This window comes from Pseudoduganella sp. R-32 (assembly GCF_049913245.1).
In the GTDB taxonomy this organism is placed as follows: Bacteria; Pseudomonadota; Gammaproteobacteria; order Burkholderiales; family Burkholderiaceae_D; genus Rugamonas.
Window position 1 is genome coordinate 691,838 of the sequence record NZ_CP183987.1, and the last position, 17,561, is coordinate 709,398.

At 61.7% G+C, this 17,561-nt stretch carries 23 protein-coding genes and 1 tRNA gene; 8 read left to right on the plus strand and 16 right to left on the minus strand.

The genetic code is table 11. The features are described from left to right. Both ACN9MU_RS03225 and mscL read right to left on the minus strand, forming a co-directional pair. Nucleotides 1-1,134, minus strand: coding sequence for a Do family serine endopeptidase (locus ACN9MU_RS03225; RefSeq protein ID WP_426167423.1), 1,134 nt, complete (start codon nt 1,132-1,134; stop codon nt 1-3). Between the two features lie 31 nt (nt 1,135-1,165). After that, entirely contained in the window at nt 1,166-1,591 is a 426-nt protein-coding gene (mscL, locus tag ACN9MU_RS03230) for a large conductance mechanosensitive channel protein MscL (RefSeq protein ID WP_426344150.1), read from the minus strand. Between the two features lie 200 nt (nt 1,592-1,791). On the opposite strand from mscL, the gene petA reads away from it, so the two are divergent. The 7 genes from petA to ACN9MU_RS03265 all read left to right on the plus strand — a co-directional run bounded on the left by petA (nt 1,792) and on the right by ACN9MU_RS03265 (nt 6,904). Further along, the gene (petA, locus tag ACN9MU_RS03235) at nt 1,792-2,400 is read left to right on the plus strand and encodes a ubiquinol-cytochrome c reductase iron-sulfur subunit (protein WP_426167427.1); all 609 of its coding nucleotides are present in this window, start codon (nt 1,792-1,794) and stop codon (nt 2,398-2,400) included. A 3-nt stretch (nt 2,401-2,403) separates the two neighbouring features. Continuing rightward, nucleotides 2,404-3,816 carry a cytochrome b gene (locus ACN9MU_RS03240; protein WP_426167429.1) on the plus strand — a complete coding sequence of 471 codons (1,413 nt, stop codon included), beginning with the start codon at nt 2,404-2,406 and terminating at the stop codon, nt 3,814-3,816. Nucleotides 3,817-3,851: 35 nt separating this feature from the next. After that, on the plus strand, nt 3,852-4,616 hold the full coding sequence (locus tag ACN9MU_RS03245) for a cytochrome c1 (RefSeq protein ID WP_426167431.1): 765 nt from the start codon (nt 3,852-3,854) through the stop codon (nt 4,614-4,616). 111 nt (nt 4,617-4,727) lie between these two features. Further along, nucleotides 4,728-5,339, plus strand: coding sequence for a glutathione S-transferase N-terminal domain-containing protein (locus ACN9MU_RS03250; RefSeq protein ID WP_057266034.1), 612 nt, complete (start codon nt 4,728-4,730; stop codon nt 5,337-5,339). 52 nt (nt 5,340-5,391) lie between these two features. Further along, nucleotides 5,392-5,877 carry a ClpXP protease specificity-enhancing factor gene (locus ACN9MU_RS03255; RefSeq protein WP_426167434.1) on the plus strand — a complete coding sequence of 162 codons (486 nt, stop codon included), beginning with the start codon at nt 5,392-5,394 and terminating at the stop codon, nt 5,875-5,877. A 26-nt stretch (nt 5,878-5,903) separates the two neighbouring features. Next, nucleotides 5,904-5,979, plus strand: a tRNA-Thr gene (locus tag ACN9MU_RS03260). A gap of 145 nt (nt 5,980-6,124) precedes the next feature. After that, nucleotides 6,125-6,904, plus strand: coding sequence for a DUF3800 domain-containing protein (locus tag ACN9MU_RS03265; protein ID WP_426167456.1), 780 nt, complete (start codon nt 6,125-6,127; stop codon nt 6,902-6,904). A gap of 177 nt (nt 6,905-7,081) precedes the next feature. On the opposite strand, the gene ACN9MU_RS03270 is transcribed toward ACN9MU_RS03265, so the two are convergent. From ACN9MU_RS03270 to ACN9MU_RS03305, 8 genes are all read right to left on the minus strand, one after another. Continuing rightward, complete coding sequence (locus tag ACN9MU_RS03270) at nt 7,082-7,582, minus strand: DoxX family protein (RefSeq protein ID WP_426344151.1); 501 nt, start codon at nt 7,580-7,582, stop codon at nt 7,082-7,084. A 23-nt stretch (nt 7,583-7,605) separates the two neighbouring features. Beyond that, entirely contained in the window at nt 7,606-8,172 is a 567-nt protein-coding gene (locus ACN9MU_RS03275) for a hypothetical protein (protein ID WP_426167460.1), read from the minus strand. Beyond that, nucleotides 8,165-8,905: a putative DNA-binding domain-containing protein gene (locus ACN9MU_RS03280; protein WP_426167462.1), complete on the minus strand. Its 741-nt coding sequence runs from the start codon at nt 8,903-8,905 to the stop codon at nt 8,165-8,167. The genes ACN9MU_RS03275 and ACN9MU_RS03280 overlap by 8 nt, the downstream gene beginning before the upstream one ends. After that, the gene (locus ACN9MU_RS03285; RefSeq protein ID WP_426167464.1) at nt 8,902-9,720 is read right to left on the minus strand and encodes a DUF692 domain-containing protein; all 819 of its coding nucleotides are present in this window, start codon (nt 9,718-9,720) and stop codon (nt 8,902-8,904) included. Before ACN9MU_RS03285 ends, ACN9MU_RS03280 begins: the two co-directional genes overlap by 4 nt. A gap of 18 nt (nt 9,721-9,738) precedes the next feature. Next, nucleotides 9,739-10,008, minus strand: a complete 270-nt coding sequence (locus ACN9MU_RS03290; protein WP_426167466.1) for a hypothetical protein — start codon at nt 10,006-10,008, stop codon at nt 9,739-9,741. Nucleotides 10,009-10,036: 28 nt separating this feature from the next. Then, on the minus strand, nt 10,037-10,798 hold the full coding sequence (locus ACN9MU_RS03295) for an alpha/beta fold hydrolase (protein ID WP_426344152.1): 762 nt from the start codon (nt 10,796-10,798) through the stop codon (nt 10,037-10,039). Further along, the gene (locus ACN9MU_RS03300; RefSeq protein WP_426344153.1) at nt 10,798-11,064 is read right to left on the minus strand and encodes a DUF2282 domain-containing protein; all 267 of its coding nucleotides are present in this window, start codon (nt 11,062-11,064) and stop codon (nt 10,798-10,800) included. The genes ACN9MU_RS03295 and ACN9MU_RS03300 overlap by 1 nt, the downstream gene beginning before the upstream one ends. 120 nt (nt 11,065-11,184) lie before the next feature. Beyond that, on the minus strand, nt 11,185-12,435 hold the full coding sequence (locus ACN9MU_RS03305) for a DUF3472 domain-containing protein (protein ID WP_426344154.1): 1,251 nt from the start codon (nt 12,433-12,435) through the stop codon (nt 11,185-11,187). Between the two features lie 93 nt (nt 12,436-12,528). On the opposite strand from ACN9MU_RS03305, the gene ACN9MU_RS03310 reads away from it, so the two are divergent. Further along, nucleotides 12,529-12,897, plus strand: coding sequence for a hypothetical protein (locus ACN9MU_RS03310; RefSeq protein WP_426344155.1), 369 nt, complete (start codon nt 12,529-12,531; stop codon nt 12,895-12,897). Here the strand turns inward: ACN9MU_RS03310 and ACN9MU_RS03315 are convergent. From ACN9MU_RS03315 to ACN9MU_RS03340, 6 genes are all read right to left on the minus strand, one after another. Then, on the minus strand, nt 12,894-13,658 hold the full coding sequence (locus tag ACN9MU_RS03315) for a hypothetical protein (protein ID WP_426344156.1): 765 nt from the start codon (nt 13,656-13,658) through the stop codon (nt 12,894-12,896). The genes ACN9MU_RS03310 and ACN9MU_RS03315 overlap by 4 nt on opposite strands. Next, nucleotides 13,655-13,846 carry a hypothetical protein gene (locus ACN9MU_RS03320; RefSeq protein ID WP_426167476.1) on the minus strand — a complete coding sequence of 64 codons (192 nt, stop codon included), beginning with the start codon at nt 13,844-13,846 and terminating at the stop codon, nt 13,655-13,657. The genes ACN9MU_RS03315 and ACN9MU_RS03320 overlap by 4 nt, the downstream gene beginning before the upstream one ends. 107 nt (nt 13,847-13,953) lie before the next feature. After that, the gene (locus ACN9MU_RS03325; RefSeq protein WP_426344157.1) at nt 13,954-15,222 is read right to left on the minus strand and encodes an FAD-dependent oxidoreductase; all 1,269 of its coding nucleotides are present in this window, start codon (nt 15,220-15,222) and stop codon (nt 13,954-13,956) included. 12 nt (nt 15,223-15,234) lie between these two features. Beyond that, nucleotides 15,235-15,753: a thioesterase family protein gene (locus tag ACN9MU_RS03330; RefSeq protein WP_426167480.1), complete on the minus strand. Its 519-nt coding sequence runs from the start codon at nt 15,751-15,753 to the stop codon at nt 15,235-15,237. Continuing rightward, a complete protein-coding gene (locus ACN9MU_RS03335; RefSeq protein ID WP_426167482.1) occupies nt 15,750-16,523 on the minus strand; it encodes an enoyl-CoA hydratase/isomerase family protein in 774 nt (257 codons plus the stop codon). Before ACN9MU_RS03335 ends, ACN9MU_RS03330 begins: the two co-directional genes overlap by 4 nt. Nucleotides 16,524-16,609: 86 nt before the next feature. Further along, entirely contained in the window at nt 16,610-17,539 is a 930-nt protein-coding gene (locus ACN9MU_RS03340) for a diiron oxygenase (RefSeq protein ID WP_426320504.1), read from the minus strand. Between the last annotated feature and the right edge of the window lie 22 nt (nt 17,540-17,561).

Consider the following 17,561-nt stretch of genomic DNA (forward strand, 5'->3'; position numbering starts at 1 on the left):
TTATTTTTTGGCTGGGGGGCGTTTGCCCACGGTGAGTTGGAGATCGCTTTCGCGGCTCTTGCGCAGGATGCGCATGGTCGACTGGCCGCCCGGCGCGAGCTGGGCGATCAGGTTCAGCATTTCATTGGTGTCCTTGACCGGCTTACCGTCCACCGACAGCAGGATGTCGCCCGGCTTCATGCCGGCCTTGTCGGCCGGTCCGTTGCGTACCACGCCGGCGATGATGGCGCCCGAATCGCGCGCCAGGCCGAAGCTGTGCGCCAGTTCCGGCGTGATTTCCTGCGATTCGACGCCGATCCAGCCGCGCACCACGTGGCCATCCTTGATGATGGCATCGAGCACCGAACGTGCCGTGCTGACCGGGATCGCGAAGCCGATGCCGACCGAACCCCCGGTCTGGGAGTAAATGGCCGAGTTAATCCCCAGCAGGTTGCCCTGGGTATCGATCAGGGCGCCGCCGGAATTGCCGAAGTTGATGGCGGCGTCGGTCTGGATGAAGTTTTCGAAGTGATTGATGTGCAGGTTGTTGCGGCCCAGGGCCGAGATGATGCCCATGGTGACGGTCTGGCCGACCCCGAATGGATTGCCGATGGCCAGCACCACGTCGCCCACCTTGGCCTGTTCCACCTGGCCCAGCGCGACCACCGGCAGCTTGTCCAACTCGATGCGCACCACGGCCAGGTCGGTTTCCGGGTCGGTGCCCACCATCTTGGCGGCAGCCTTGCGGCCGTCCGGCAGCACCACCTGGATCTCGTCGGCCGCTTCCACCACGTGGTAGTTGGTCAGGATATAGCCCTGCGGGCTGACGATGACGCCGGAACCAAGGCTGTTCTGGTCATCCTCCTCGTCGCGGTCGCCGAAGAAGCGCTTGAAGAAGGGATCGCGCGACAGCGGATGGCGCTTGCGCACCGCCTTGGTAGTCAGGATATTGACCACGGCCGGCATGGCGCGGCTGGCAGCGGCCCGGTACGATCCCGGAGAAGGCGGGGCGCTGGCGTCGGCCAGGATTGCCGTGTGCGCGGCAGTCGGCACGGGCTTGGGGAGCACGGCCGGCCGCTGCACGGCCGTGTATACAAAGTACAGTGCCAATGCGATGGTCACCGTTTGTGCAAACAATAACCAGAGTCTTCGCATGGCGGTATTGCTACAAAATGGGAGTTAACTCCTATTTTCGCAAAGAATCGCGAATTTCGCGCAGCAGCACGATATCTTCTGAAGGTGGTGCAGGTTCTGCCGGTGCGGCAGCCGGCGCTTCGGCGCGGCGCAGCTTGGCGACCAGGCGTACCATCTGGAAGATCACGAAGGCCAGGATGATGAAGTTCAGCAGGATGGTGAAGAAATTGCCGTAGGCGATCACAGCGCCCAGTTTTTTCGCTTCAGCCAGGGCCAAGTTGTGCGCCTGTCCGTTGAGAGGAATGTAATAGTTCGCGAAATCGAGGCCGCCCAACAGCATCCCGATCGGAGGCATGATGACGTCGGTTACCAGGGAATCGACGATTTTGCCGAAGGCGGCGCCGATGATGACACCGACCGCCAGGTCGATGACATTGCCTTTCATTACAAATTCTTTAAATTCTTGCATCGTTCCCATAACATATTCCTTCCAAAAATTTATGGATTTGTATCAACTTTGCTGCAAATTCATGGAACACGCAAGAGGCGCAACATTGGGATGGATTAGCTAATTGCAAGGTTTTGCTTTAAATCGCAACATCACTCCTTTATAATTTAAGGTTGCTAGAAGCTTTGTTAACAATAAAGATTTTGGATTTTTGACTGATTGGGGTTTGTATGAGTAACGAGAAGCAGGTCGATTCGAGCCGTCGCGGTCTCCTCGTCGCAACGTGTGCGGCAGGTGGTGTGGTCGGTTTGGGTGCAACTGGCGCCCTGGTAAGCACGTTCCAGCCGTCCGAGCGCGCGAAGGCAGCTGGTGCACCGGTGGAAGTGGACATCTCTACGCTGCAGCCGGGCGAAATGAAAACGGTCGAATGGCGCGGCAAGCCAGTCTGGATCCTCAAGCGTACCCCCGAAATGGTGGCAACGCTGGCGAAAGATGAAGCTGAACTGGCCGATCCAAAATCCGAGCGTACCCCCGACGACCTGACGCCGGAATACGCCCGCAATCCGCATCGCTCGATTAAGCCGGAAATCCTGGTGGCCGTGGGCATCTGCTCCCACCTGGGCTGCTCCCCATCGTCGAAATTCACCCCAGGCGCACAGCCTTCGCTGCCGGATAACTGGCTCGGCGGCTTCCTGTGCCCATGCCACGGCTCGACCTTCGACCTGGCTGGCCGTGTATTCAAGAACAAGCCTGCTCCGGACAACCTGCAAGTGCCGCGCCATATGTACCTGGGCGACAACAAGCTGATCATCGGTAAAGACGAGAAAGGCGAGGCATAATCCATGGCCGCATTCAAGGAAACCAAATTCCCTGCCGACGCACCTGCAGCCAAGAAGCTGATGGGCTGGGTCGACGACCGCTTCCCTGCCACCAAGCTGTGGAACGACCAGTGGGGCAAATACTACGCCCCGAAAAACTTCAACTTCTGGTACATCTTCGGTTCCCTGGCCATGCTGGTCCTGGTGCTGCAGATCGTCACCGGCATCTTCCTGACCATGCACTACAAGCCGGACGCCGGCCTGGCCTTCGCATCGGTTGAATACATCATGCGCGAAGTTCCATGGGGCTGGCTGGTGCGTTATATGCACTCGACCGGCGCCTCGGCCTTCTTCATCATCGTGTACCTGCACATGACCCGCGGCCTGATGTACGGTTCCTACCGCAAGCCACGTGAACTGATCTGGCTGTTCGGTTTCGCCATCTTCCTGTGCCTGATGGCCGAAGCGTTCTTCGGCTACCTGCTGCCATGGGGCCAGATGTCGTACTGGGGCGCCCAGGTGATCGTCAACCTGTTCGGCGCGATTCCGCTGATCGGCCCTGACCTGTCGCTGTGGATTCGCGGTGACTACGTGGTGTCCGACGCGACCCTGAACCGCTTCTTCGCCTTCCACGTGATCGCGATTCCGCTGGTCCTGCTGGGCCTGGTGGCTGCGCACCTGATCGCACTGCACGAAGTCGGCTCGTCCAACCCGGACGGCATCGAAGTGAAAGAAAACCTGGGCCCGGACGGCCACCCAGTCGATTCGATCCCATCGCACCCGTACTACACCGTGCACGACCTGTTCGGCGTGTCCGTGTTCCTGACCATCTTCTCGGCTGTGGTGTTCTTCGCGCCTGAGATGGGCGGCTACTTCCTGGAGTACAACAACTTCCTGCCGGGCGATTCGATGAAGACCCCGCCGCACATTGCTCCGACCTGGTACTTCACCGCCTTCTACTCGGTGCTGCGCGCCACCACCTCGGACTTCCTGTGGGTGCTGATGGTGGGCATCGCTGCCTACACCGCCTTCCTGTGGATGAAGTCCAAGCTGTCGGGCATGGTCAAGATCGCCGTCAGTGTGATCGCGCTGCTGATGATCGTCGGCATGCTGCCAGGTGCACTGGATGCGAAGTTCTGGGGCGTGGTGTTCTTCGGCGGTTCGGTGGTGATCCTGGCCTTCCTGCCATGGCTGGACCATTCGCCGGTGAAATCGATTCGTTACCGTCCTGACTGGCACAAATATGTGTACGCCGGCCTGGCCATCGCCTTCGTAGCCCTGGGCTACCTGGGCACCCAGCCGCCAAGCCCAGTCGGCACGATCATCGCTCAGATTGCGACCCTGTACTACTTCAGCTTCTTCCTGCTGATGCCGTGGTGGAGCGCGATGGGTACGTTCAAGAAGGTGCCGGACCGCGTTGTGTTCCACGCGCACTAATCGGACGACCAGAACGCTAAGCAAAGGACTAATAAATGATCTTTTCGAAGAAACTGCTGGCCCTCCTGGCCCTGGTACCAGCGCTGGCCTTCGCCAACGAAGGCGGCTTCCCCCTGGAAAAGGCCCCGGACCGCTCGCACAACATGGCCGCCCTGCAAAACGGCGCCAAGCTGTTCGTGAATTACTGCCTGAACTGCCACAATGCGTCGTCCATGCGCTTCAACCGCCTGCGCGACCTGGGCCTGACCGAAGAGCAGATCAAGAACAACCTGCTGTTCACCGGCGAAAAAGTGGGCGAAATGATGACCACCGCCATGCCGGCCAAGGACGCCAAAGTCTGGTTCGGCACCGTGCCGCCTGACCTGTCCGTGATCGCCCGCGCCAAGGCAACGCCGTCGAACACCGGCAGCGATTACCTGTACACCTACCTGCGTACCTTCTACAAGGACGACACCCGCCCAACCGGCTTCAACAACATGGTGCTGCCGAATGCGGCCATGCCACACGTGCTGTGGGAGCTGCAGGGCGTTCAGTCCGCCAAGTTCGAAGAAGTGGAAGATCCACACGAGCACGGCAAGAAGATGCACAAGTTCGTGGGCTTCGAGCAAGTCACGAAGGGCAGCATGAGCAAGCTGGAATACGACACCGCCGTGGCCGACATCGTTGGCTACATGGAGTGGATGGCCGAGCCGGCCGCCCAGAAGCGCAAGCAACTGGGCGTATGGGTCCTGATCTTCATGACTATCTTCGCTACCCTGGCATGGCGCCTCAACGCGTCGTACTGGAAAGAAGTCAAATAATTGCGTGCGCCGGATTTCCGGCGCGTGTTTGCGCCGCCTGATACGTCAGGCGGCCCAACTGGGGTGAACCGTTCGCGGTCTCGCCCCCTTTGTTTCTAAGGAACTAGGAAAATGATGGTTCTCTATTCGGGCACTACCTGCCCATTCTCCCAGCGCTGCCGCCTGGTCCTGTTCGAAAAGGGCATGGACTTTGAAGTGCGCGATGTTGACCTGTTCAACAAGCCGGAAGATATTTCGACCATGAACCCGTATGGCCAGGTACCGATCCTGGTCGAGCGCGAATTGATTTTGTACGAATCGAACATCATCAATGAGTACATCGACGAGCGCTTCCCACACCCGCAGCTGATGCCGGCAGACCCGCTGATGCGCGCCCGTGCCCGCCTGATGCTGTTCAACTTCGAGAAGGAACTGTTCGTTCACGTGCACACGCTGGAAAGCGAGCGCAACAAGGCGAGCGACAAGAGCCACGACAAGGCCCGCGCAGAAATCCGCGACCGCCTGACCACCCTGGCTCCGCTGTTCCTGAAGAACAAGTACATGCTGGGCGACGAGTTCTCCATGCTGGACGTGGCCGTGGCTCCGCTGCTGTGGCGCCTGGACCACTACGGCATCGAGCTGTCGAAGACCGCAGCGCCGCTGATGAAGTACGCCGAGCGTATCTTCTCGCGCCCTGCCTACATCGAAGCGCTGACTCCGTCCGAGAAAGTAATGCGTCGCTAATTGCGGCCCCTGCGGCGCGCCCATGGAGCGCGCCGCAACTTATAGTTTGAACATGGCAGAAATCTCCACCAAGCCCTATATGCTGCGCGCCATCTACGAATGGTGCACCGATTGCGGCTATACCCCCTACCTGGCAGTCAAGGTCGACGCAGCAACCCAGGTCCCGATGGAATACGTCAGGAAGGGCGAAATCGTCCTGAACATCAGCTTCGGCGCCACCTCCGGCCTGAAGATGGACAACGACGCGATCCACTTCCACGCCCGCTTCGGCGGCGTGTCGCGCGAGATCTACGTGCCGGTCAATAACGTGATGGCGATCTACGCCAACGAAAACGGCCAGGGCATGGCGTTTGAACCGCTGCTGGGCCAGGCGCCAGCACCGAAAATGCCTGCAGCGGTCGAAGAAGTTGCGCCAGCGCCGACCCTGTCTTCCGTGCCAAGCGCCCCTGCGCCGCGCAGCGAAGACGATAATGGACCGGACGATGGCGGCGAGCCACCAAAGAAAGGTGGCCGTCCAACCCTGACTCGCATTAAATAGCGTATAATCGCGGCGGAAGTTTTACAGCCGGCTTAGCTCATCAGGTAGAGCAGTTGATTTGTAATCATCAGGTGGCGGGTTCGAGTCCTGCAGCCGGCACCAGCATTCCAAAAGCCCAGCCCTCACCGGCTGGGCTTTTTCTATTTGCGCCTGCGTGGTTGTTGTGCAGCCAATGCTGCAAATCAAAACCCCCGTAAAGTGCACCTCTATAATTATCTGACTTCTTGACAATAATCGAGGAAGAGTGATGGCTGCAGATTTCGTCGCCTATATCGATGAAGCGGGAGATGAAGGTTTCAAGTTTCTGGAGGGCGAACGTGGTAGCTCGCGCTGGTTCGTTCTATCTGCGACTATTGTACGAAAATCGAACGATTTGCAATTAGTGAAGGCTGCGAAGGATGTCAGGCAGCTGCTCGGCAAGCCGGATAAATTCGTACTGCATTTCCGTGAACTGAAACACGAGCAGCGAGTGCCTTACGTGCGCCTATTGGGAACACTACCCGTGCGAACTGTAAGTATACTTGTTCATAAGCCTTCAATTAACAATCCGGAGAACTTTCAGCAAGAGGCGCATAAGCTTTACCGCTACAGCACCAGGCTGCTACTAGAACGTGTTAGTTGGTTATGCAGAGACCACGCAATCGGAGGTGCTTGTAACACGGACCTCATTTTCTCGAATCGGTCTGCGATGTCATATGACGACTTGAGATCCTACTTGGAACTGCTGTCGCAACAAGCCAGGGCAGGTGCAGATATCAACATTCATTGGCCTGCGATCACGTGCGACAGCGTGCGCGCGGTAAATCACGACAAATTGGCAGGCCTACAGCTCGCGGATGCAGTGGCATCGAGTGTGTTCTTCGCAGTAAACAAAACTCAGTATGGAGAGGTCGAAAGTCGGTATCTAGAAATATTGAAGCCGACAATTTACAGAAAAGACCGTCGAGCCGATGGTTACGGCCTGAAGATCTGGTGTGGGGACGACGCGGAAAAACAAAGGCTCACCAAGCTGGTGAGCCTTGAGTAAAGTAGACCCCAGGTTCGAGGTTCCCACCCGTTCGGGCTGCCGCCGTTAAGCGACCTCTACAAATCCTGCGCTTGTCTACGCTTGAATAGTAACAAATGATGGAATTTTCAGCAATCGTTGGCATCAGTCAGTCAAGCGTTACCGTTCCCGTCCCCAGCTAACGCACGCGAATTTGACTCAAGGTTCCTTCGCCGAACGCTTTTGCAAAAGGTGTTCGATTGAGAACTTGCCGCCGCCTTGAGCAATCAGAGGCAGCAGTAAGGCGGCCCAGCCCAGGTGGGTCGGCCAGGCTTGTGGATAGACGAAGATCTCGATGACGGCGGTCATGGCAAGGAGGCCGAGGGCGGCGAAGCGGGTGAACAGGCCGGCGACCAGCAGCAGTGGCAGGGCGTGTTCGGCGAAGGTGGCCATGGGGGCGGCGATCTCCGGTGGGATCAGGGGCAGCATGTACTCGTAGCGGAAAAGGTCGATCGTCGAATCCTTCAGCGTGAACCAGCCTTCGACTTTGGTGCGGCCGGAGAGGAAGAAGACTGCGGCAATGCCGAGGCGGGCCGCGAGCAGCTGTACCGATGGGGGCAGCAGGCGCGCGGCAAGTGCGTGGAGCGCTGCGATGCCTCCTGCGATGGTGCCGGTGGAAGTGGCTGCGGCGGCTGGGGATCGGGCGAAGTTGGTGTTCATGGTGGTCTCCGTTTTGTCAGGTATCAGGTGCGCCATTTGCCTTGGCGCGCCAGTGTGATGGCTGCATCGGCGATTTGTTGCGTGGTGGCGCTGGCGGCGAGGCCGATTGCCGGGACAGGCGTTGGCGTGGTGCCGCCATCCGCCAGCACTAAGCCGATGACGCGCGTGCGGCGATGGCTGGCGGCGGCGCGCGCTGCCTGGGCTCCCTGACCGGTGCCGATGAAGACCGCTTCCGGGATGTGCAGGCTGTCGATGAAGGTCAGCAGGTCCTGGCCGAGCGCCGTGGCATCCGCATCACGCAGCGTCGGCAGCAGAACGAAGTAGCCTTGCGCTGCCAACAGCGATGCAATTTCGGTGTAGTGGTCGATGGAATCGCCCGGGCTGCGGGCGAGCACGATAGGGCGGCCGTCGTCAGGGCCGGCGGCGTGGTAGCTGAGTGCAGGCTGTGCTGCGGCTACTGCGCGCAGCACTTCGGTGGCGCTGCGGATGGGCAGCGCGGCGCCGGCGAGTGCCGGTGCGAAGGCGAGGCTTGCGGTCCCTGCCAGTCCGGTGAGGGCGGATAGCAGGAACAGGCGGCGGGTTTCATTCATTTTCAACTCCGGTAATGAGTTCACTACCAAGCCAGTCGGCCAGCATGGCGCCGGCGCTGGCGATGCCTTGTTCTTCGCCGACGCGTTCCACCAGCAACGCGCACAAGCCGGCGAAGCTGCCGTCGCGCTGGAGGTGCGTCAGCGCGGCAAATTCGATGGCGTCCAGTGCTCGCAGGCAGGAGACGAAGCCCTGGCGCCAGACCAGCAGGCCGCCGGGCGCGGGAAGCATTTCGCCTTCCAGGTTGCTGCTGCCGTCGCGCAGGGCGAACCACAAGTCGGCGGCGTTGGTGGTGGCAATGCGCAGTTGAAGTGTTGGCGCAAGCGTCAGGCTGGCGTGCTCCCAGTCGACTTCGGCCAGTGCGTCGGCAGCGACAGGCGCGGCATCGGGGCCGATGAACGCCTGGTCCAAGGCATGCTCGATCCAGGCCAGTTCGTGCAGGTCCGGATTGTCGGGGAACAGCGCCTGTAGCGTGTCGCAGAAATCGTCGGCGTAGGCGTCCAGCGTCCAGGCGTGTGGAGGGCGGCGCTTGATGTGCGCTGCGGCAGCATGCAGGAAGGCTTCTTCGCCGATGAAGGCGCGCAGTTGCGGGTAGCTCTCTTCCAGGCAGCCGACAAGCTGCGCGCGGTAGTTGTTCAGGTAGACCGCGCGGCCAGGGCCGGCCGGCACGCCTGCAACGGGCGTCGATGAGGCCAGCATGGCGTGGAAATCGCCCTGGAGATTGGCGAGGTTCATGCTGCCTCCCTGTGCGCTGCGAGATGGCGCGCGATATCGAGTTCGGCCAGCAGGTCGGCCAGCGGCGGGATATCGCCATCGCGCTCGATCATGGTGGCCACAGGGCCGCAGCGTGCGATCGTCTGCTGGTACAGTGACCACACCGCATCGTTGACGGCGCTGTCGTGGGTGTCGATCAGCAGGCCGTCGCCCTGGCTATGGCCGGCGAGGTGGATCTGGCATACGCGGTTCATCGGTACCCCGCGCAGGAAATCGAGCGGATCGAAGCCGTGGTTGCTGGCACTGACGAAGACGTTGTTCACGTCCAGCAGCAATCCGCAGCCGGTGCGCTTGGCCATGGCGGAAATGAATTCCCATTCCGTCATGCTGGATTCGGCATACGTCAGGTAGCTCGAAGGATTTTCGACCAGCATGGTGCGTCCCAGTGCTTCCTGCGCCTGGTCGATGTTGTTGCAGATGATGTCGAGCGCCTCCTGCGTGTAAGGCAGCGGCAGCAGGTCGTGCGAATTGAAGCGGCCGATGCGCGACCAGCTCAGGTGGTCGGAGACGAACATCGGTTCGATCTCTTCCACCAGGGCGCACAGGCGGGCCAGGTAGTCCGGCCGCAAACCGTCGGCCGAACCAAGCGACATCGACACACCATGCAGCACCACGGGATGCTTCTCCCTCACGCGGCGCAGGATATCGCGCGGCTGGCCGCCGGCGACCATGAAGTTCTCCGAGATCACTTCGACGAAATCCACGTCGACGTCGCCTTCGAGGAAATCGCGGTAGTGCTCGCGGCGCAGGCCGAGGCCAAAGCGATGGGCATGCATGGTGTGCCTCCGTTTGGATTACTTGGCTTCGGTCAGGGTGCCGCCCAGTGCCTTGCACTCGGTCGGGGTTTTTACCAGCACTCCCTGGCCTTTGCACTGGTTCAGGCCTTTGCAGTCGTTCTTGGCGGTGGCGCACAAGCTGGTGCCCTTGCAGGTGTTGATGCCGTAGCAGCGGCCCGGTTCTTCCTTCACTTTTTCTGCAGCGAACGATGGTGCCGACAGGGATGCCAGTGCGATCAGGGCGGCGGCGCCGGCCAGGCCAGCGCGGGTTTTGGTAGCGATGCTCATGATGAATCTCCTTTGGTTAAAGTAGGACTTACTGGACGCTGAGGGCAGCGTCTTCGATGACTTTCGCGACCGCTTCCGGCTGCGAAATTTGTACTGCATGGCTTGCTGCGATTTCTGTGACCCTGGCGCCGGCACGCTTGTACATCCAGCGCTGCAGTTCCGGGTTGACCAGGCGATCCTGCGTGGCGACGACGGCGAAGCTCGGCTTCTGGTGCCAGGTGGCGAACCAGCTTGGCGTTCCCATCAGCACATTGCTGACCGGGACTTGCGAGGCCGCCATGAAGTTGACGCGGTTAGGCGTCAGGTCGGCGGCCAGGTCGGACTGGAAGCGTGCAGTGTCGTAGAACTGGAAGCCGGCGCGGTCCGGCTTGACGCCATCAGCGGCGCCCGGTATCGACGACAGCAGCTGCTGCGAGGTTTCGCCGACTTCCGGCATCAAGGCCGCGACATACACCAGCGCCTTGACCTTGTCGCCGGTGGCGACATTTGACATCACCGTGCCGCCAATGCCGTTGCCGACCACGATCACGTTACCGAACTGCTGGAAAATCGCTTTGCGGACGATGGCAATGTCGTCGTCGAGCGAGGTATGGGGCAGTTGGGCCACGGTGACGTTGAAGCCTTTCAAACGCAGGGTGTCGTGCACCACGCGCCAGCTGGAAGCGTCGATGAACGCGCCCGGCACGATCACAACGTTTTTCGCGGTTGGCTGGGCGGCCGGCGCGACGGCATGTGCCGCGCCGGCAAGGCCGGCTGCCAAGGCGATCACCGATGCAATGGCACGCTTCATCACTTCGCCTTCAGCGAGCCGTAGCCCTTGGGGGTCTTGATGGAGGTGCAGGTGCCTTTTTCGACCAGCACCCAGGCATCGCCCTGGTAGTCGACTTTGGAGGTTGCTGCACACGAAGTGCCCGGTCCAGCGGCGCAATCGTTATGGCCGGCTTTCGCCACGCCATAGCATTTTTCCATCTCCTTCTTGGGTTCTGCGGCGTGTGCGGCGGAGGTGCACATTGCGATAGCCAGGGTGGCTGCCAGTCCTGCGTAGGTGGTTTTCATAATCTTGGTCTCCTTGGTTAAGGTGTGACCAGATTAAGGGGGCAGTGTGTATCGCTTTTGTCGAGAGCTCGTGAGAAGTGTATCTGGCATGGCGCCAGATACACTGGGATACAAAAATGTCTACGGCAGGGTGCTCACGTCCACTGCTGGCGCCTGTCCGGTAGCCGGGCGGGTGAAGTTCTGGTTGATCGGCACGTTCGGGTTGAAGAAGCCGCCATTACGCAAGTAGAAACTGCCGTTCTGCAAGCCCCCTGCGTAATCCATGCGCTGGGCGTTGGATGCGGTGGCGTCGCCAGTGAAGCGTGCCGTCACCAGTTCGGTCCAGCTACCGCCGGTACTGCGCGCCCACTGATTGTTGAACTGTACGCTGCGGCCAAGGAAGCCGTTGGTGTCGATGAAGTTCTCCAGGAAGGAATACACGCCGGCATGGTAGGTCGTGGTGGCTGGGCGCTTCCAGGTGGCGATGAAGCGCCAGGCGTTGGTTTCGGGCGCATGGAACCACGCGGAGAAGTCGGTACCGCCCGCGCCGTCCGGCACCACGCGTGTGATGAAGCGGTAGGTCTGTCCGGCCATCCAGTTGTACAGCAGGTAGGACTGGCCGCCGGTGCCTTCTCCGCCAAACGAGTTGTCGACCACGTTCGGGCCCTTGTGTACCAGCGTGGTCTTGGCGCCGTTATCGGCATCCCAGATCGAGAACAGCACGCGGCGTTCAGTCGGCGAGTTGACCTGGATGCCGAAGTAGCCGCCATTGAATCCGTTGGCCATGAAATAGGAGCCGATCTTGTCTTCGCCTGCCGGCACCGTCACCTCATTGTAGAAATACTCGGTGTTGGCCGGCACCGTGTAGCCGAGGTGGACGGATGGCCCGCGGCGCGACCAGTAGTAATTGGCTGCGTCGTTCGCATAGTTCAGCGGCGTGCTGGTGTTGACGCGCAGTGCCGCAACGTCACCGAAGTAGGAGCCGGATTTGCTAATGCCTTGCAGGTCGACCCGCACGTAACCGGCTGCGGGCACGTTGATGGTACCGACGGTGTAGGTCTTGGTCCTGCCCTTGGTGAGGGTGATGTCGAACGGCGTGCCATTGGCGGTCACGCGGATGTTGCTGGTCTTGCTGCCGGTCAGGCCGGCGTCCAGCGACAAGGTGGCGTTGCCCGCGGCGGCCATGCGGAACCAGATGCTGGTGACGGTATTGGCGCTGGTCCAGTTGGCCAGGCCGTTGTTGTTGATGACTTCCGTCGAACCGGCATCGGCGCTGGTGACGAAGCCGTTGCCGGCCAGGGCGACTACGGCATCCCCGCTGGCAACAGGCTGGCCCGCCAGGGCCGCGGCGGCGGAAAACGCAAGGATTAACAGCGAAATTCTTCGTTTCATCTCCATATCCTTTCAATTTTATTGAAAAACGAAAGGTAAACTACGATGAATCGAAAGTAAGCGCAACTGAAATCGCAGCGTACAATGAGCGGCATGAGGCCAGACCTGCCACCCGACCAGCAATGGAAGCTGATGCTGGGGAGCTTTATCCATGAGTTCTCCCGGCTGGAAGCGCACGTATTCATCCTGTGCGCACGCTGCATCGGTACCGACGACACGCGCAAGCTCACATTCGGCAAGCGGCTTGACCGCATCAAGGCCAGCCTGAAGCAACAATCGCCGCAGTCCAGTGAAGGCATGCTGGCGCTGTTGCGCGAGGCGCGCGGCCTGGCGGAATTTCGCAATGCGCTGCTGCACAACACGTCTTTCCACGGCATGGGCGGCAGCGCGCCGCAAATCGAAGAAATGGAAGCACGGCTGCAGCAGCTTGAGGTGCTGCTGGACGCGCTGGCGCTGGCTTAGTTGCGCAGGGAGGCGATGGCTTGCTGCACGCGCGCACTGTCGACGCGCTTGGCCAGCTTGCGGCCTTGTTCGCGCATGCGCTCGAACGCTTCGTCGAGTTCCGCCGCGCTCGGCTGCAAGGGCGCCAGCGAACGGGCCAGCTTCGGCAGGAGGCCGCGTTGCAGGAAGCGTTCTCCCATCTGGCTCAATTGCCAGGCTACCGCGCCAAGGCTGAGGAAGAAGGCGATGATGAAACCGGTGTCCATGTTTTCCGGCGCCTGCTGTCGCAGCGCGGCAAGCACCAGGGCGCAAAACGCGAATGCGCCGCCGATGGTCCACCACACTTCGCGGTCGAGGCGCGTGGTCGCTTCGAACTCGTCGAGTGCGTCGGCCTGCAGGCGCAACGCCGCATCGAGCTGGCGCCGGCGCTCCGATTCATCAAGCAGCAAGGGCGCTTCGCGCAGGCGCGCAGCAGCGGCCAGTGCATCGGCGTGGCGGATCGACAAATGGGGATTGGTGGTTTGTTCCAGCTGCACCAGCGGCAGCTGTTCCGCGCTCAACTGGGTGTAGTGTCCGACTTCCATGGGCAGCGCCATGCCGCAATCGCAGCAGGTGCGCTGATATCCGGCCAGCTCGCCTTTGGAAATGGTGAGGTAGTACACGTGCCAGGCCATGCCGATGCGCTGCACGGAGAACGCACGGGCTGCCCGGCATACGGGGCAGAAGTCGGCGACGTAGCCGGCGTGGGTGTAGACCGCCTTCCTGCCCCAGACGAAAATCATGCGTGCTTGTGGTGAGTGGTTGCCTTCGCGGTCTTATGGTGCGCGGAGGTTTTCTTCTTCGCCAGGTGATGCTTGGTGGAGGTCGAGGCGGTCTTGTGGTGGGTGGCGGTGGCCTTGGCGTGGGTGGTGCTGGCAAAGGCAGGCACGGTCAGGGCGAGGGCCAGGCTGGCAACGATCAGGTGTTTCATGCGTATCTCCGAGGGCGGCAATGGCGTGCCGGTTCGCCCAGCCATTATAGGCCCCGCCTCCGCCGTTTTTCCATAGGCACAAACCGTAAGGGATGCCCTTTGTACCGTCAGCCGAAATGGCGGCGCATCAGGGCTCGCGCCTGCCGTGCGCTGTGCTCGACTGTCTCGAAGTTCAGGGCGCCGCCCGCGTAGTATATGCGGCACTGGCCCTGCAAGGCGTCGATGCGTTCGAAATAACCGGCTTCCAGGGCGGTGCCGTCGACATGAGGGAAGTAATCCCACTCCTGCTGCAGGACGACGCGCTCCAACCTTCCCCCTTGGGCGGCAATATCGGCCGCCAGCAGCTCGCGCAACTGTCCGGTGCTGGCGGCGTCCCCGGCCAACTGCCAGCCCAGGTACATCGGCAGGGCAGGATTGCGGTTGGCCCAGGCATTCATGTGGCCGATGCGTTCGGGGTGTTCGTTCTGGTGCAGGAACAGGAATTCCCCACCCGGCAGGCTGCTGGCGGCAAAGGCGCTGACCAGGTAGCGGTTGCTGCGCAACTGCGCCAGCAGGGCGGCGGCTTCGCTGCCGGCCGGCAGGAAGCTGGCTGCCGTGTGCAGCGGCGCCGCCACCACCACTGCATCGAAGCTGTGCTGGTCGCGGCCATTGATGGTGAGCTGCACCGGACGGCCTGGTGGGCTGTCGAGCGCTGTCACGGCCGCGCCGAGGCGGACGTCGAGCTCTCGCGCCAGTCCTTCCCACAAGCCCTGGAAGCCCTGCGGGAAGACGTGGAACTTGCCCGGCGCCAGGCCGCCCTGGCCGTCGGGCCGGAACAGCCACGGGATCAGTTTCATGAAATACAGGGCCGGCACGGTTTCGTAATAGCCGTAGCCGAACCCCACCAGGGCGCCGCGCGCCAGTTCGGCCACCGGCGTGAAGCCGTGGCTGGCGGCGAAGCGGTCGAACGGCTGGTGCAGCTCGCGCGGCATGCCGGCCAGGGTATCGTAGCGAACCATGGCATAGCGTTCCAGCGCCGCGCCATAATTGGCGATGGCTTGCCCGATTTCGTCCGCGCTGTAGCGGCTGGCAAGGAAGGACGGGGCATCGTGCCGCACCCCATGCTCGTCGAGGAAGCGCTGCTCCACCGGGTAGGGCGCGATCGCAACGCCCAGGCGCTGCGCCAGTCCCAGCACCAGTTCGCACTCGGCGGAGGCGATGACGGCGCCCAGTTCTACCGGGCCGGCGGGCGTCTGCGCGGTGTACACCTTGCCGCCCACGCGCGTGCCCTGTTCGAACAGCGTGACTTTCTTGTAGCCCAGCTGGCGCAGGGTGTCCGCGGCGGTCAGCCCTGCCGGGCCGGCGCCGATGACGGCGATGTTTTGTATGGCTTCCATGGGTTCTCCCGTTCAGGCCCGCATCAGGCGATCGGCCTCGATCCACGCCGTGACCGAGCGCGGGAAGACCGGCGAGGCCGGATCCACGCCCAGTACCGCGCACATTTCATTGCTGCCCACCACGCCGTAGGGGCCGACAATGCCGCCCTTGGTGTGGCCGACCGCCATCACGTCCCCGTCGAGCACGAACTCGAAGCGGATATAGGTCCAGCGCTCGTCCCAGCACAGGGCGCAGAAGCGCAGGGTATAGCGCCGGAACGGCTTGAGCCCGCGCCGGAACGCGATCATCGAGCCGCCCAGCATCGGGCGCCAGCCGCGCTTGAGGGCCGGCCCCATGAAGCCGGCGCGCGTCATGTATTCGACCAGAGCCAGGTCGATGATGGTCATGTAGCGGCCATTGTTCATATGGCCGTTCAGGTCCAGGTCGTTGGGCAGCACGGTGAGCTGCATCTCGATCGTGTCGCCGATCTGGATCGCGGGCTTGAAGCAGGCCCGCAGCCAGACCAGCATGAGGCGGAAATACAGGTTCATTGCGCGGCAGCCGCGGCGGGTTGGCGCAGGCGGCTGGCGACGTAGCGCAGCGCCTGCTGGGTTTCCGGCTGCAGGAAGGCGTCGACGAAGTCGTCGACCGGCAGCGCATCGACGTCGGCAAACACGTCGCGCAGGTCGCGGCGGGCGATGGCGCGCGTGCTGACCAGGGCTTGCGGCGGCACCGACAGCAGTTCCTGCAGGCGCTCGCGCGTGCGCGCCACCACCTGCGAAGGCTCGGCCAGCTCGTCGACCAGGTTCACTTCCAGCGCCTGCTGCGGCGACAGCATGCGGCCGAACACCAGCAGCCTTTCGGCCTGCAGGGCTCCCACCACGCGGCGCACCGCAACCTGGAAGCAGTCCGGCAGCGCCACGCCGACGCGCACTTCGTTCAGGCCAACCTGCCAGGGGCCTTGCGCCATGACGCGGTAGTCGCAGAACACGGCCAGCAGGGCGCCGGCGGCCATGCAATGGCCGGTAATGGCGGCGAAAATCGGTTGGCGCGACAACGCCATCTCGGACGCCAGCAGGAACACCTGCTGCCAGTATTCGCGCACGGCTTCGTAGTCGCCGCCGACCAGGGCGGCCACGTCCACGCCGGAGGAAAACACGCCCGGCGCACCGGACAGGATGATGCCGCGCTGGCCTGTGCGCTCGGCTTCGGCCAGGGCATGGCGCAGGGTTTTCAGCACGCCCACGTCGATCAGGTTGACCGGCGGTCGGGCGATGCGCAATTCCGTGATGCCGGAATCGTGGGGAATGATATCGATCATGCTTGCTCCAGATTCTTTTTGAAACGGCGACAGCTGTCCCTGGCGCGCACTGCGCCATGCAAGCTGCCGCCTGGGGATGATGGGGCTTACTGCTTGATGATGTTGTGCTTCAGGCACCACTCGCGCACGTCGCGGAACCGGGCTGCATTGAGGCGCTGGTTGTTCGGCGAGTTGCGCACCTCGCGGATCTTGTCGGTGTCGCCGGGTTTGATCGGGAAGTCGAAGGATGCATGCAGGGCGATTTCCGGCATGTAGGTGTATTCGTCCAGCAGGAAGCCGTAGCCCTTCTGGAAGAACTCGCACATCTCTGCCAGCTCCTCCTTGGGCGCCGCCTCGAAGTAGTTTTCGCAGATGGTCTTGGCGAAGGCGATGTGGCGCACTTCTTCCAGGTGGTGTTCCTTGAACATCTGGCGCGTCAGCGGGTCGATGCCGTCGGTCTGGGTCTGGAAGATCGAGTTCAGCTCCGCGAACCATTCGATCAGCAGGTTCCAGCAGATGCCGTACACCGGATGCTTGCCGGCCAGCTGGCGCTCGAACAGGGAGTAGTTGGGGATGTTTTCCGGATGGCTCCACAGGCGCAGGTTGGCCTTGTCCAGGTAGCGGCGGAACATCAGCGTGTGCACGATCTCTTCGCGCGAGAACACCATCAGGTATTCGCGCACGTCGTCGCTCAGGACGCCGTGGTACTGGTTGACGTAGCCGACGTACAGTTCGGGCAGGGTCTGTTCCAGCCAGATGAAATAGGACACGTCGCGGCCGGTCTCCAGCCACAGCACTTCATTGCGCTGTTCCTCGGTCAGCATATCCCAGTAGGGCGTGCCGTAGATCCAGCTCGACTCGGCCACCTTGGGCGGCTTGGAAAAGTCGATGCCTTTTTCCCAGTCGACCACCTGGTCGAGGAACAGCAGCTTGCGGTGCGAGGCGTTGATCAGCGTGCGCACGGTCTTGCTGCGCTTCTCGTCGAGCACGATAGGGTTGGTTTTAGGTTGGCTTACTGCGGCAATACTGGCTTCCATACTTAACTCCTGTTATTGAGAT

Bases quoted from the DNA above. Each gene is read 5' to 3' on its own strand.
- ACN9MU_RS03315 (WP_426344156.1), bottom strand. From the start codon at position 13,658: ATGATTTTCGTCTGGGGCAGGAAGGCGGTCTACACCCACGCCGGCTAC.
- ACN9MU_RS03310 (WP_426344155.1), top strand. From the start codon at position 12,529: ATGAGGCCAGACCTGCCACCCGACCAGCAATGGAAGCTGATGCTGGGG.
- ACN9MU_RS03275 (WP_426167460.1), bottom strand. From the start codon at position 8,172: ATGAATGAAACCCGCCGCCTGTTCCTGCTATCCGCCCTCACCGGACTG.
- ACN9MU_RS03320 (WP_426167476.1), bottom strand. From the start codon at position 13,846: ATGAAACACCTGATCGTTGCCAGCCTGGCCCTCGCCCTGACCGTGCCT.
- ACN9MU_RS03245 (WP_426167431.1), top strand. From the start codon at position 3,852: ATGATCTTTTCGAAGAAACTGCTGGCCCTCCTGGCCCTGGTACCAGCG.
- ACN9MU_RS03340 (WP_426320504.1), bottom strand. From the start codon at position 17,539: ATGGAAGCCAGTATTGCCGCAGTAAGCCAACCTAAAACCAACCCTATC.
- ACN9MU_RS03295 (WP_426344152.1), bottom strand. From the start codon at position 10,798: ATGAAGCGTGCCATTGCATCGGTGATCGCCTTGGCAGCCGGCCTTGCC.
- ACN9MU_RS03265 (WP_426167456.1), top strand. From the start codon at position 6,125: ATGGCTGCAGATTTCGTCGCCTATATCGATGAAGCGGGAGATGAAGGT.
- ACN9MU_RS03280 (WP_426167462.1), bottom strand. From the start codon at position 8,905: ATGAACCTCGCCAATCTCCAGGGCGATTTCCACGCCATGCTGGCCTCA.
- ACN9MU_RS03250 (WP_057266034.1), top strand. From the start codon at position 4,728: ATGATGGTTCTCTATTCGGGCACTACCTGCCCATTCTCCCAGCGCTGC.
- petA (WP_426167427.1), top strand. From the start codon at position 1,792: ATGAGTAACGAGAAGCAGGTCGATTCGAGCCGTCGCGGTCTCCTCGTC.
- ACN9MU_RS03325 (WP_426344157.1), bottom strand. From the start codon at position 15,222: ATGGAAGCCATACAAAACATCGCCGTCATCGGCGCCGGCCCGGCAGGG.
- ACN9MU_RS03335 (WP_426167482.1), bottom strand. From the start codon at position 16,523: ATGATCGATATCATTCCCCACGATTCCGGCATCACGGAATTGCGCATC.
- ACN9MU_RS03270 (WP_426344151.1), bottom strand. From the start codon at position 7,582: ATGAACACCAACTTCGCCCGATCCCCAGCCGCCGCAGCCACTTCCACC.
- ACN9MU_RS03255 (WP_426167434.1), top strand. From the start codon at position 5,392: ATGGCAGAAATCTCCACCAAGCCCTATATGCTGCGCGCCATCTACGAA.
- mscL (WP_426344150.1), bottom strand. From the start codon at position 1,591: ATGGGAACGATGCAAGAATTTAAAGAATTTGTAATGAAAGGCAATGTC.
- ACN9MU_RS03225 (WP_426167423.1), bottom strand. From the start codon at position 1,134: ATGCGAAGACTCTGGTTATTGTTTGCACAAACGGTGACCATCGCATTG.
- ACN9MU_RS03305 (WP_426344154.1), bottom strand. From the start codon at position 12,435: ATGAAACGAAGAATTTCGCTGTTAATCCTTGCGTTTTCCGCCGCCGCG.
- ACN9MU_RS03240 (WP_426167429.1), top strand. From the start codon at position 2,404: ATGGCCGCATTCAAGGAAACCAAATTCCCTGCCGACGCACCTGCAGCC.
- ACN9MU_RS03300 (WP_426344153.1), bottom strand. From the start codon at position 11,064: ATGAAAACCACCTACGCAGGACTGGCAGCCACCCTGGCTATCGCAATG.
- ACN9MU_RS03285 (WP_426167464.1), bottom strand. From the start codon at position 9,720: ATGCATGCCCATCGCTTTGGCCTCGGCCTGCGCCGCGAGCACTACCGC.
- ACN9MU_RS03290 (WP_426167466.1), bottom strand. From the start codon at position 10,008: ATGAGCATCGCTACCAAAACCCGCGCTGGCCTGGCCGGCGCCGCCGCC.
- ACN9MU_RS03330 (WP_426167480.1), bottom strand. From the start codon at position 15,753: ATGAACCTGTATTTCCGCCTCATGCTGGTCTGGCTGCGGGCCTGCTTC.